The sequence below is a fragment of the Pseudomonas sp. JDS08PS003 genome, from assembly GCF_045013505.1.
Lineage (GTDB): Bacteria > Pseudomonadota > Gammaproteobacteria > Pseudomonadales > Pseudomonadaceae > Aquipseudomonas > Aquipseudomonas protegens_B.
This window is the reverse complement of the sequence record NZ_CP120724.1, coordinates 4,907,044-4,919,472: the sequence shown is the minus strand read 5'-3', so window position 1 is coordinate 4,919,472 and position 12,429 is coordinate 4,907,044. Positions and strand designations below refer to the sequence as shown.

The following is a 12,429-nucleotide window of genomic DNA, read 5'->3' as shown; positions in this document are numbered from 1 at the left end:
GGGCAGGGGGCAGGGTGTTGCGTGACCGGGCCATGATAGACCCGGAAGGTGCCGGGTGAGCAAATCAGGCCTGGATGTCGACGGCCTGGGGGACGCGCGCGCCCAGCATCGCGCTCAACAGGATGTAGCTCAGGCCGGCAGCCGCGATGCCCACCAGGGGCGCGACCCAGGGCGAGCAGAAGGCCGCCAGGGTGCCCAGGCCATAGGCGCACAGCCCGGACCAGTTCCAGGCGGGCAACTGGCTGTCGGCCAGGCGCGGGTAGCGGCCGCGCCAGCGATAGAAAAAGTCGGCCATGATCACCCCGCCAATCGGCGGAATCACCGTGCCCAGCAGCACCAGGTAGGGCACCAGCAAATCGTACATGCCGAGCATCGCCAGCAAGGTGCCGATCAGCGCGCCCACCAGGGTCACGGTCTTGCGTCGACGGGTGCGCAGCAAGTTGCAGCCAGCCACGGCGAAGTTGTAGATGGTGTTGTCCTGGGTGCTCCAGATGTTCAACAGCAGCATGGCCATGGCCGCCATGGCGAAGCCTTGCAGCAGCAAGACCTCCACCACGTCCGGCTGCTGGTAGACGATGGCGCCGTAGGCACCGATCAGCACCATCAGGCCGTTGCCGATGAAGAAACCGATCAGGCTGGCGCTCACCGCCACCCGCGCCGAGCGGGAGAAACGGGTCCAGTTGGTAGCTTGGGTCGCGCCGCTGACAAAGGTGCCGAACACCAGGGTCAGGGCCGTGGACAGGTCCATGGTGGCGCTGGGGGTGAGGGCCAGCAGGCCGTCGAGACCGCCGACCCGAGTGGTTGCCACCGCCATCGACAGCACCAGCAACAGGCCCATGGCCGGCACCGCGATCCACGACAGGATCTCCAGGCCGCGATAGCCGATATAGGCGGTGGCGCAGAACGCCATGCCGAACAGCAGCATCAGCCCCAGCACCGCGCCCGAATCCAGCTGGAAATACTTGCCCAGCACCACCGCGGCTGTGGCGGTGCCCCAGGCGTACCAGCCGACCTGGGTCAGGCCGAGGATCAAATCGCTGAGCTTGCTGCCCCGTTCACCGAAGCAGAAGCGCCCCATCAGCACGGTGTTCAGCCCGCTCTTGAAGGCGATGTAGCCCAGGCTTGCGGCGTAGATCCCCAGCAGCAGATTGCCGACGAGGATCACTGCCAGCAGGGTCGGGAAGTCGAAAGCCACCCCCAGCTTGCCGCCGGCGAACATGGTGGCGGTGAAGAAGGTGAAGCCCAGCAGCACCATGGCCATGGAGGCCAGGCCCTTGCGGGCGTGCTGCGGAACTTCGCTCAAGGGGTAGTCGTTGCCGGGTTCGTGCTGGGTCATGGCCTGTCCCTGGTCGCAGTGGTGCCTCGCCGTTGCAGGTGCCGTGCCAAACCGGTACCGCCGGGGCGGGCGCCCCAGCAGTTATAGCCGATGCCCGTGGGTCTGCACCGGATGCAGGCGGCACCGGGGCGAAAGTGGTGCACTGCCGCGTGGCCGGTTTCAGTCCTGGTCGGGACTGAAAATGCTTTCGATGGGCAGCTGGAAGGCCCGGGCAATCTTGAACGCCAGGGGCAGGCTGGGGTCGTAGCGGCCGGTCTCGATGGCATTCACCGTCTGCCGTGATACCTCGAGCCGGGTGGCCAGTTCGGCCTGGGACCAGCCTTGCCGGGTACGCAGTTCGCGCAGTTGGTTGTTCATCGGTAGCGCCGCACGCCGGCCACCGTGGCCAGGGCCCAGACCAGGCCCATCACGGGCCATACGTAGAACATCGAGAGCCGGGGCAGGCCGGCGGTTTCCAGGAAGCCGTAGCTGAAGGTGATCAGCGCGGTGCAGACAAAGGACAGGCCCAGGGCTTCGAGCTGGATGCGCCGGGCCAGTTCGTCCATGCGCCGCAACTGGCGCACCACCGCCAGGGCCATGGCCACCATGGGGATCACCGGCACCAGGGCCAGGGCGATCTTGCCCGGGCCCGGGTTCAGGTCCGCCAGCCAGTGGCTGCTCAGCAGCACGCAGGCGATGTAGGCCAGCAAGGCCAGGCCGAATTCGACGAAATAACGTTTACTGCCCATGGGGCGATCTCCTGAAGTAAAGTGTCCTTTACATTAGGCGCGAGTCTTTTCTGTGTCAAGGGTGCTTTACATCTGGTGCTCTGCTCAGTCGAACAGGGTCACGCTGCGCCGTCCCTGATGGAAATCGAAGGCTTCCTGGATATCCCGTTCCACGGTGCGGCCCTGGGACAGCGGCGGCAATTGGTCCGGGGCGAAGAACGCTGCGTCGCTGGTTTCGCTGCCCGCCACCGGGCTTTCGCCATCGTGCCGTTCGCAGAGGAAGTAGAGCTTGTAGAAGTCCCGGTGATCCGGCTTGTAGGGGCCCTTGGCCTTGTGCCGCAGGCCGTACAGCTGGCGCACCGAAACCTGCAGCCCGGCTTCTTCGTGGATTTCCTTGATGATGTTCTGCGCCGCCGACAGGCCCACATCGGCGTAGCCCCCGGGCAGGGCCCAGAGGCCGTCGTGCTGCTCGCGCACCAGGAGGATCTTACCGTCCTCGATCAGCGCGCCGCGCACTTCCACCATTGGTGTCGAATAGCGTTGGGCGAAGTCCGAGACCAGATCGGTGATGCGCTCCAGGGGCACGTTGCCCAATTGCGCCAGCATGCCGTGGGCGATGTCGGCGATTTCCTGGTAGCGCTCGCGGTCGTGCACGTCCTGGCAAAAGTGCAGGCCGGTCGAGGCGATGGCTTGCAAGCGTTTGGCGTGGGTCAGCCAGCTGCTTTCCATAAGAGAGGTTCCTGCAACGTCAAAGAGAAGGCGCTTGTTTTAAGCCCTTGGCGAGCAGGGAGCAAGCACCACGCCGCGCCAGGCGGCGTGGTGCTGTTGGATTACCCCGCGAGATCCTGCCGGTGGCAACGCACCTGCTGGTCGGCATCGCCCAGCAGTTGTTGTGGCAGCTCGCAGCCCGGGCCGCGCCGGCTGCAGCGGTCGAAGAAGAAGCAGCCGGCGGGCAGCTTGCGGTTGCCCGGCAGTTCGGTGGGGGCCGAGACCTGGCTGTCCGCCAGGGGCGCGCCCAGGCGTGGCACCGCATCCAGCAGCAGTTGGGTGTAGGGATGGCGCGGCCGCTCCAGCACCTGTTCGGCGCTGCCCAGTTCGACGATCTGCCCCAGGTACATCACTGCCACCCGGTCGGCCATGTGCCGCACCACCGAAACGTTGTGGGAGATCAGCACAAAGGTCAGGCCGCGGCTGCGTTGCAGGTCTGCCAGCAGGTTGAGGATCTGCGCCTGCACCGAGATGTCCAGGGCCGAGGTCGGTTCGTCGAGGACGATGATGTCTGGGTTCGACGCCAGGGCCCGGGCAATGGCGATGCGCTGGCGCTGGCCACCGGAAAACTGGTGCGGGTAGCGCTCCAGGTATTCGCCGCGAATACCCACCTGCTGCGCCACCTTGGCGGCGATCTCGCGCATCTGCCCGGCCGGGGTGTTGCCCAGGGCGAACAGCGGCTCGGTGATGATCTTCCAGATCGGCAGGCGTGGGTCGAGGGACGATTGCGGGTCCTGGAACACGATCTGCACGTGGCTGTGGCGCTCGCGGTCGCTGGCGTAGGCCCAGCGCAGGTCGCCGCTGCTGGGCTTGACCAGGCCCATGAGCAGTTGCGCCAGGGTGCTTTTGCCGCAGCCGGATTCGCCGACGATGCCCAGGGTTTCCCCGGGGCGCAGTTCCAGGTCGATGCCGTTGAGGGCATGGGCAAAGGCCCGGGGCCGCCCCAGCCAGTCATTGCTCAGGGGAAAGCGCACTTGCACATCGTTGAGGCGCAGCAGCGGCGCGCTACCGGTTTGGGAGTGGGTGGCGGTCATTGGGCGGACTCCGGGGCAGCCAGCCAGCAGGCGCTCTTGCGCTGCTCGCAGGCGTTGATCGAATGCAGCGGCGGACGCTCGGCGCAGATCGCCATGGCCTGGCTGCAGCGTTCGCGGAAGGTGCAGCCGCCGGGCAGGTGGGCGAGGTTGGGCACTTGCCCGGGAATGGTCAGCAGCGGTGCGCCGGGGGGCACCTGTTCCGGCAGGCCGCTGAGCAGGCCGCGGGTGTAGGGATGCTGCGGGTCGAGCATGACCTGGGCGGTGCTGCCTTGCTCGACCACGGCGCCGGTGTACATCACATAGACCCGGTCGCAGAACTGCGAGACCACCGCCATGTCGTGGGTGATCAGGAGGATCGCGGTGCCCCGTTGCCGGGCCTTCTCGCGCAGCAACAGCAGCACCTGGCGCTGCACCGTGACGTCCAGGGCGGTGGTCGGCTCGTCGGCAATCAGCAACTGCGGATCGCAGGAAAACGCCAGGGCGATCATCACCCGCTGGCGCATGCCCCCGGACAGCTCGAAGGGGTAGGCCTGGAGCACCTGCTCGGGGTCGGCGATGTGCATGTCTCGCAGCAGGGCGATGGCCTTGGCCCGGGCCTGCTCCTGGCTCAGGCGCTGGTGATGGATGATCACGTCGAGCATCTGCCGGCCGATGCGCCGGGTCGGGTTGAGGGCGGTCATCGGTTCCTGGAAGATCATCGCCGCGTCGCGGCCGCGGATCTGCAGCAGCTGTTTTTCCGGGGTGGCGAGCATGTCGCGGCCCAGCAGGCTGAGGCTGCCGGAGGTGATGCGGTAGCTGCGTTCGGGCAGCAGGCGCAGGCTGAGCATGGCGGTCACCGACTTGCCCGAGCCGGACTCGCCGACCACGCCGACGATCTCCCCCGGGTTGACGTGCAGCGACACGCCGTTGAGCGCCTGTACGTTGCTGCGGTAGGCGGGGAATTCCAGGCTCAGGTTATCGATGTTGAGAACGGCGGATGAGCTCATGGTCATTTCCCCTGTTGCCGTGGATCGAGCAGGTCACGGATGCCGTCACCCAGCAGGTTGAACCCGGTGGCGGTGAACAGGATCGCCAGCCCGGGAAAGGTCGAGTACCACCAGTTGTCGAGGATGAAGTTGCGCCCGGTGGCCACCATCGCCCCCCATTCGGCGGTGGGCTGCTGCGCGCCCAGGCCAATGAAGCCCAGGGCCGAGGCCATGAGGATGGCGCTGCCGATGTCCAGGCTCAGTTGCACCAGTAATGGCGGCATGGCGTTGCGCCCCACGTGCCAGCTGACGATGTGCCAGCGCCCGGCGCCGTAGGTCTGGGCGGCCTTGACGTAGCCCATCTGGCGGATGCTCAGGGCCTGGCCTCGGGCCAGGCGCACGTAGAACGGAATGCGCACCAGGGTGATCGCCAGCATGGCGTTGAACAGGCTCGGGCCCAGGGCGGCGGCCAGGGCCATGATCAGCACCAGCGACGGCACCGAGAGCATGATGTCCATCAGGCGCATGATCAGGCTGTCGAAGCGCCCGCCGATGATCCCCGACAGGCAGCCCAACAGGCCCCCGGCCAGGCACGAGGCGAAGGCCACGAACAGGCCCACGCCCACCGACTGGCGGCTGCCGTGGAGCACCCGGCTGAACAGGTCGCGGCCGACTTCGTCGGTGCCGAACCAATGGCTGGCGCTGGGGGCGGCCAGGCGTTCGGCCAGGTTCAGGGCATTGGGATCATGGCTCGACAGCCAGGGGGCGAAGGCCATGCACAGCAGCACCAGCAGGGTCATGCATAGCCCGGCGATGGTCAGCGGGCTTTGCCGCACGCGGTAGCCCAGGTAGGCCAGACGCGCGCGCCAGCCGTTGGCCTGGACCACGGGCAGCGGCAGGGGAATGTTCAAGGGAGCGGACATCTCAATTTACCTCGCCAATGCGCGGGTCGATCACCCGGTACAACAGGTCGATCGCCATGTTCAGCAGCACATAAATGAATGACACCAGGATCGCGAAGCCCATCACCGCCGGGAAATCCAGGGCCTGGATCGACTTCACCACATAGGCGCCCATGCCCGGCCAGGCGAACACGGTCTCGGTCAGCACCGCGCCGTACAGCAAGTCGCCCAGGGTCAGGCCGAGCACCGTCACCGAGGGGATTAGGGCGTTGGGCAGGGCGTGGCGCAGGATCACCGCCCAGCGCGACAGGCCATAGGCCCGGGCGGTGCGGATGTAGTCCTCGCCCAACTGGTCGAGCATGGCCGAGCGAATCTGCCGCGCCACCACCCCGAGGTTGACGAAACCCAGGGTCACGGCCGGCAGGATCAGGTGCTGCAGGGCATTGAGAAACAGCGGGATATCCCCGGCCAGCAACGAGTCGATCAGGTAGAAACCGCTGATCGTCGGCGGCGGCTCCAGGCCTTCGTCCAGACGGCCGCTGCCGGGCAGCCAGCCCAGGTGGCCGTAGAACAGCAGGATCAGTCCCAAGCCCAGCCAGAACGCCGGGGTGGAGATCCCGGTGACCGCCAGGGTGCGGGCGATCTGGTCAATAAAACGGTTGTGATAGACCGCCGACAGCACCCCCAGCGGCACGCCCACCAGCACCGACAGCAGCAGCGCCGCCAGGGCCAGTTCCAGGGTGGCCGGGAAGAACGCTTGCAGGTCCTCCAGCACCGGGCGGCTGGTGCGGATCGAGGTGCCCAGGTCGCCGTGCAGCAGGTCGAGCATGTAGCGGCCATATTGCTGGTACAGGGGCAGGTCCAGGCCCAGTTGGTGGCGGATGTTCTGCACGATCGCATCGCTGGCCCGGTCGCCGGCGATCAGCCGCGCCGGGTCGCCGGGAATCAGGTGCGAGATGGTGAAGGTAATCAGCGAAACCCCGACCACGACCAGCAACAGGCCGAGCAGGCGTTTGCGCAACATATTCAGGAAGGCCATGAGGCAACCTCGTTAACGCTTGACGAACGGCAGGGGCGACAGCAGCCCCGCAGCGGGGACACGGCAGCCCGTCGCCGGCCCGGTTCAGGGGCCGGCGACGGGGATCGCAGGGCCGGTCCTACTTGCTGATTTCGGCGATGTTGAACACCTGCTCCAGCATCGGATGGAACACGTAGCCCTTCACCGAATCGCGCATCGGCAGGCTGTAGTTCTTCTGGTACAGGTAGGCGTAGACGTTGTCCTTGAGGACGATCTTCTGCGCCTTCTGGTACAGCTCGATGCGCTTGGCGGTGTCGTTGGTGGCCGCCGCCTCGCGGATCAGGCTGTCGACCTCGGGGTTGCTGTAGAACGAGCGATTGCCCGGCAAGCCCTGGAGGCTGGAGTCGAACCAGAAGTTCATGAACATGTAGGGATCGGCGAAGTCCGGGCTCCAGGAGCCGATGGCCACGTCGTAGTCACCCTTGCCGACCCGTTCACGCATGGTGGCGTTGGCCAGTTTCTCCATCTTCAGGTTGATGCCCAGGGGCGCCAGGCCCGCTTGCAGGGTCAGGCCGATGGACTCCCAGTTGGCGTCCTTGTCCGAGTACAGGTAGGTCAGGTTGCTGATCTTCTGCGGGACCTTGGCCAGGCTGGCCTTGGCGCCGTCGAGGTTCTGCTGCATCAGCGGCAGGCTCGGGTCGTGGGCCCACATGCCGTCTGGGATCGGCCCGTTCATCAGCTTGGCCTGGCCCTTGAGGATGCCGTCGACGATGCCCTTGTAGTCGATGGCCTGGACCAGCGCCTGGCGTGCCTCGACGTTGTCCAGGGGCGCGCGCTGGTTGTTCAGGTACAGGTAATTGACCCGCAGCGAGGGGAAGGTCTGGATCACCACCCCGGACTTGCCGGCCAGGGTGCCGAGCTGGTCTTCGGGCATGTCCTCGATGATGTCCAGGTCGCCGCGTTCCAGTTGCAGGCGGCGCACCGAGGCTTCGCTGATGATCTTGATCACCACCTTGTTCAGGCTCGGCTTGGGGCCGGCGTAATAGCTGTTGGGCTCCAGCGTCAGCGACTGGCCCTTCTGCCAGTTGCTCAGGCGGAAGGCCCCGGAGCCGGCGGTGTGGGTCGACAGGTAGGCATTGACGTCCTCACCCTTGTTGGCCACGTCCGGGTTGATGATGCCGCCGCCGTTGTGGGCCAGGGTGTAGAGGAAGGGCGCATAGGGCTTCTTCAGGGTGAAGCGCACGGTCAGCGGATCGACCACGGCCACGCTCATGTCATCCGGGAAGGCCCCGGACGGGCCCTGTTTGAGCTGCATCAGGCGCTCGAAGGAAAACTTCACTGCCGCAGCGTCCACCGGCTTGCCGTCGTCGAACTTGTTGCCGGGCTTGAGTTTGAAGTCCCAGGTCAGGTTGTCGGCGGAGGTGCTCCAACTCTCGGCCAGGTCGCCCTGGACTTCGGTGCTGCCTTTGCCGTTCTCGACCTTGTAGGTCACCAGCTTCTGGTAGGCCGGGTAGGTCACGGCCCAGTCGTTGTTGTCGATGGTCACGGCCGGGTCGAGGGTCTGCGGGTCGGCGGCCTTGCCGATCATCAGGGTGTCCTTGGGCGCAGCGGCGCTGGCCGCCTGCCAGGCCCCCAGGCTCAGGGCGGCGCACAGCAGCGACAGGGCGACACGGGTGGACAGACGCACATCAGGGTAATTGCGCAGATTTGGGGTCATGCCGGTTTCCTTGATCATTCGATGTTGGGAAGTTCGTCAGGTTTTTTATAAAAGCTATAACCGGGCAGTTGGAGCTGAAGCGGTGTGGCGGGTAACGACCGGCTTGGGGCAGTGGGCTGCCTGTTGTTGTGGCCGGCTGGGGAACGGGAGATCAGTGTTCGAAGGGCTGGTCGTGCTCCTGGATCAGGGGGAAGTCCTCGGCGTTGGGCAGCTCGTAGTGCCACCATTCGGTGGGGATCGCCTCGAAGCCGGCGCTGAGCATGATCCCCAGCAGCAGCAGGCGATTGCGCTGCACCTGGGGCGGCAGGTCGCTGTAGAACTGGTGCGACTTGGGCTCCATGGCATCGAAGGCGGTGCCCATGTCCAGGGGCTGGCCGCTTTCATCCACCAGGGTCAGGTCCACGGCCACGCCCCGGGTATGGTGCGAGCCCAGGCGTGGGTCGCGCACGTAGTCCGGATTGGGCAGGGCCTGCCACAGCAGCTGCTGGGCGTAGGCCGGGCGATAGGCGTCGTAGATGCGCAGGCCCAGGCCGGCCATGCGCGCCAGCTGGCTGGCCTTGTACAGGCAGGCGGCGGCGTCCTTGTGCAGCAGGCAGCGGGCGTTGCGGTAGATCACCTGACCGGCCAGGTTGTCGGCGCTGGCGTAGATCAGGTCGATTTCCAGTTGGTGGCGCTGGGCGTCGATTTCGACAAGGGGGCTGTTGTTCACTCACTCACTCCATCTGGGTTAACGCTTGAAGGTCAGGACTCGAACTGGCCGAAGGCTTCCTGCAACTGACGGTTCTTCGCCAGGCGCTGGTCCAGACGTTCGCCATAGCCCTCGGCCACGGCGGACACCATCAGGTTGAACAGGCAGGTCAGCGGCGCCAGGGAGTCCCAGAACTGGCCGACATCGGTTTTCAGTTGCAGCAGGTCCAGTGGGTAATCCCGGGCCCAAGGGCATTGCAGGTCGGTGACCAGGGCCAGGGGCAGGGCATTGGCGTTGGCTACTTCGCAGAAGGTCTGGGTGATGGCGGAGTAGGCGCGGAAGTCGGAAATGATCGCGTAGGGCTTGGCGAAGCCCGAGTTCAGGGTCTCGGCATAGATGCCCGACAGGCCATCGACGTAGTAGACCTTGGGCCGGATGTATTCCAGGTGGCTGTGGAAGGCGTTGAGGATGCCCCGGGTCGACTGGATGCCGATGATGAACACCGCGTCGGCCTCGACGATCTGCCGCACGATATCGGCGAACGGCTGGCTGCGGGCCAGGCCGTAGACGTGCTGGATGGCTTCGATCTCACGATGCATCGAGCGCTCCAGGGCATCGTCCTGATGGGCCTCGCTGCGAAACGCGCCAAGCCGGTCAGTGATCAGCCAGGAGGCCGGGGCATCGCCGCGCAGGCCTTGCTTGACGTCATCCAGGTTGCGGTAGCCCAACGAACGCAGGAAGCGCCCCACGGAAATGCCAGTGGTGCCGGCTTGCTGGGCGATGCTGTCAGCGGTCTCGAAGGGCAGTTGCTGGAGGTTGGCCAACAGATAGGTAGCGATGCGCTTGCCGGTGGGCGTCAGGCTTGCAAACTGCTGTTCCAGGGTGACTTGGAAACTGTTCTTGTCCATGACGATCTCGCAAGGCGTTCGCGGAAAATGTTATCAAGGTTTCATTTTTGTAGCCTGTGTTAGAAACATAACATCGGCTTTCGCGACAAAACAAGGCTTTTGTCCGGGGTGGTCGTTTTCGGCAGAAAGTGACGTTGCTGGCTATCTCAGCGAGGTGCAGGGGAAGCGTTCAGCCAGCGCCCGAGGTCGCTGATGGCGGCTTCCACACAGGTGCTGCGACCGCTCCAGCTGCAGGCCAGCATCAGGTTGCGCGGCAGGTTGAAGTCTTCTACCGCAAAACCCTGGGCGTCGCGCCCGGCGTCATCGTGGGGCACCTGCTGGCGCAGGGTCGCGGGGCCGCTGAAGTAGGCCCACACCGGCTTGCCCAGGGCGATCGCCGCACCCACTTCGAAGGCGGTGCCGGAATCCGGCTCCAGGCCGCGAAAGTCGTTGAGGTTGGCCAGCAGGGCGTCGCAGTCGCGGATCATGGCCAGGTTCTGCTGACAGATCCACTGCGCGGTGGCGTCTGGCGAGAGGTTCTGCGGGGCCTGGTTGTCCAGGGGGAACAGACCGTGCAGGCCCTGAACGCTGCACAGTCGCTTGAGGTACTCGCCATGGGCCTGGGCGTCGCTGCGAAACACATCGAACCCGGCGAGGTAGATACGTGGGCTCATGGCCAGCTTCCTTGCGACCTGCAGATGGTTCGGCTTATTCGCCGCGATAGATGCAGCCGCTGGTGCAGGTTTCGTGGATGCGAATCGCCGAAAGCTCCGGCAGCAGGGGCTTGAGCTCGTTCCAGATCCATTTGGCCAGGACCTCGCTGGTGGGGTTTTCCAGGCCGGGAATGTCGTTCAGGTAGTTGTGGTCCAGACGCTCGTAGAGCGGCTTGAAGATGGCCTTGATTTCCGAGAAGTCGCGGATCCAGCCGGTGTGTGCGTCGACCTCGCCGCTGAGGTGGATCGCCACCTTGAACGAGTGGCCATGGAGGCGGCCGCACTTGTGGCCCTCGGGCACGAAAGGCAGGCGATGGGCGGATTCGAAGGTAAATTCTTTGAAGATTTCCACAGTGTCGGTCAGCTCTGTCAGATGGCGATCGCCGGGGGGCGAGTTGAGGCAGGCGGCGAGTTTATCAGCTTGGCCCCAAGGCTGCGGAAAAACCCTGACTAAAGGGTCAGTGCGCAGCGCAGCTCTGGATTTACAGGCTTTGCAAGCGCTCACCCAGGCGGTTCTGCGCCGCCAGTTCGAGAAACTCGTCCCCCAGGCGCCGGCTTTCGTCCATGGCGCTGCGCCAGTATTTCTGCCGGCTGGCGTCGTCGCCCATGAAGCGCTTGAAGTCGTTGCGGTCCGGCAGCTTGCCGTAGGGCAGGCGCGCCAGGTACTCCTTCGACGGCGCCAGCAGCAAGACGTCCCGCAGGCGCTCCGGGCTGGCCCGGCGCCAGGGCAGGGTCTTGTCGAACCAGCCGGGAATCACCCGGTCGGTGAAGTGCGGGTAGAGCACGATGTCGCTGCCGCTGTAGGGCAGGTCGAGGTGGTAGTCCAGCAGGCCGCCGTCGCGGAAGGTGCCGGCCCCGGCGCCGGGCAGTTCGCGCACGCCCTGCATGACCATGGGAATCGAGCCCGAGGCCAGCAGGGCCTGGCGCAGGTTGCCGCGGTCCAGGGGCACAAAGCGCGAGGGGAAGTCTTCCAGGGCCAGCAGCGGCGGCGCCAGGCGCGGGTCGTGCAGCACCAGGCGCTCGAAGTGCCGGGACAGGCGCGCGCGGCCCCGCAGGTTGTCGGCGATCACCGAGGACAGGCCCAGGCCGAGGCGTGCGCGGTGATCGTCCGCCAGCAGGCCGTGGCTCTTGACCACCATGATGTTGAGCCGGTAGTGGGGGTTGTCGAGGATCGAAGCGTCGCGGCCATCGAGCAGGTCGTCGAGCATGCGCCGGGAGCTCTGGCTGATCTGCGCCATGGTCACGCCCTTGGCGAAACTCTGGGCGTTGTACAGCTGGCCCAGGCGGCGGATGCCTTCGGCGGCGTCCGGCAGGCAGGCGCTGGCAAAGCGCCAGGAACCCACCGACGCGCCGATCAACGAACGCTCACGGGGGACTGCGGGCAACCATTCACCGAACAGCGCCAGGTCCAGCCCCTGAATGCCCAGGGCCTTGGGCCCGCCGGCGGCGCCCGGCAAGGTGCCGACTTCGCCGGCGTGCAGGCCTTGACGACGGATGCGGGCCAGGGCGCGGGGGCCGGCCTTGAGGGACAGGGCGGGAAACTTGATATGGATGGCGGTCATACCGGGCTCACTCTTGAATCAGCCGCCGAGTATAGAGAACCCCGCCGCTGCGGGCCGAGTGAAACTTGTGTCAGGCCCATGATGGCCATTCAGTTTCAATTAAGTTGCCTTGGGTATCGTCGGCGTCATCGG

14 protein-coding genes are annotated in these 12,429 nt (G+C 65.7%); all 14 read right to left on the bottom strand.

Annotated elements, in window-relative coordinates:
* Positions 1-64 precede the first annotated feature (64 nt).
* The 14 genes from codB to P7C00_RS21770 all read right to left on the bottom strand — a co-directional run bounded on the left by codB (position 65) and on the right by P7C00_RS21770 (position 12,297).
* The gene (gene codB / locus P7C00_RS21835; protein WP_404937339.1) at positions 65-1,336 is read right to left on the bottom strand and encodes a cytosine permease; all 1,272 of its coding nucleotides are present in this window, start codon (positions 1,334-1,336) and stop codon (positions 65-67) included.
* Positions 1,337-1,495: 159 nt separating this feature from the next.
* Entirely contained in the window at positions 1,496-1,693 is a 198-nt protein-coding gene (locus P7C00_RS21830) for a helix-turn-helix transcriptional regulator (RefSeq protein ID WP_346635179.1), read from the bottom strand.
* A complete protein-coding gene (locus P7C00_RS21825; RefSeq protein WP_123727841.1) occupies positions 1,690-2,064 on the bottom strand; it encodes a hypothetical protein in 375 nt (124 codons plus the stop codon). Before P7C00_RS21825 ends, P7C00_RS21830 begins: the two co-directional genes overlap by 4 nt.
* A gap of 84 nt (positions 2,065-2,148) precedes the next feature.
* A complete protein-coding gene (locus P7C00_RS21820) occupies positions 2,149-2,772 on the bottom strand; it encodes an NUDIX hydrolase (RefSeq protein ID WP_346635178.1) in 624 nt (207 codons plus the stop codon).
* A gap of 101 nt (positions 2,773-2,873) precedes the next feature.
* Positions 2,874-3,845: an oligopeptide/dipeptide ABC transporter ATP-binding protein gene (locus P7C00_RS21815; RefSeq protein WP_346635177.1), complete on the bottom strand. Its 972-nt coding sequence runs from the start codon at positions 3,843-3,845 to the stop codon at positions 2,874-2,876.
* The gene (locus P7C00_RS21810; protein ID WP_346635176.1) at positions 3,842-4,837 is read right to left on the bottom strand and encodes an ABC transporter ATP-binding protein; all 996 of its coding nucleotides are present in this window, start codon (positions 4,835-4,837) and stop codon (positions 3,842-3,844) included. Before P7C00_RS21810 ends, P7C00_RS21815 begins: the two co-directional genes overlap by 4 nt.
* A complete protein-coding gene (gene ddpC, locus P7C00_RS21805; RefSeq protein ID WP_346635175.1) occupies positions 4,834-5,733 on the bottom strand; it encodes a D,D-dipeptide ABC transporter permease in 900 nt (299 codons plus the stop codon). Before ddpC ends, P7C00_RS21810 begins: the two co-directional genes overlap by 4 nt.
* Position 5,734: 1 nt before the next feature.
* Positions 5,735-6,751, bottom strand: coding sequence for an ABC transporter permease (locus P7C00_RS21800; protein ID WP_346635174.1), 1,017 nt, complete (start codon positions 6,749-6,751; stop codon positions 5,735-5,737).
* A gap of 118 nt (positions 6,752-6,869) precedes the next feature.
* Positions 6,870-8,447 (bottom strand): ABC transporter substrate-binding protein, encoded by a 1,578-nt coding sequence (locus P7C00_RS21795; RefSeq protein ID WP_346635173.1) that lies wholly within the window; start codon positions 8,445-8,447, stop codon positions 6,870-6,872.
* A gap of 151 nt (positions 8,448-8,598) precedes the next feature.
* A complete protein-coding gene (ddpX, locus tag P7C00_RS21790; RefSeq protein ID WP_346635172.1) occupies positions 8,599-9,156 on the bottom strand; it encodes a D-alanyl-D-alanine dipeptidase in 558 nt (185 codons plus the stop codon).
* Positions 9,157-9,188: 32 nt separating this feature from the next.
* A complete protein-coding gene (locus P7C00_RS21785; protein WP_346635171.1) occupies positions 9,189-10,043 on the bottom strand; it encodes a MurR/RpiR family transcriptional regulator in 855 nt (284 codons plus the stop codon).
* A 146-nt stretch (positions 10,044-10,189) separates the two neighbouring features.
* Positions 10,190-10,696, bottom strand: coding sequence for a nucleoside 2-deoxyribosyltransferase (locus tag P7C00_RS21780; RefSeq protein WP_346635170.1), 507 nt, complete (start codon positions 10,694-10,696; stop codon positions 10,190-10,192).
* A gap of 34 nt (positions 10,697-10,730) precedes the next feature.
* Complete coding sequence (gene queD, locus P7C00_RS21775) at positions 10,731-11,087, bottom strand: 6-carboxytetrahydropterin synthase QueD (RefSeq protein ID WP_011062303.1); 357 nt, start codon at positions 11,085-11,087, stop codon at positions 10,731-10,733.
* Positions 11,088-11,217: 130 nt separating this feature from the next.
* On the bottom strand, positions 11,218-12,297 hold the full coding sequence (locus P7C00_RS21770; protein WP_346635169.1) for a patatin-like phospholipase family protein: 1,080 nt from the start codon (positions 12,295-12,297) through the stop codon (positions 11,218-11,220).
* Between the last annotated feature and the right edge of the window lie 132 nt (positions 12,298-12,429).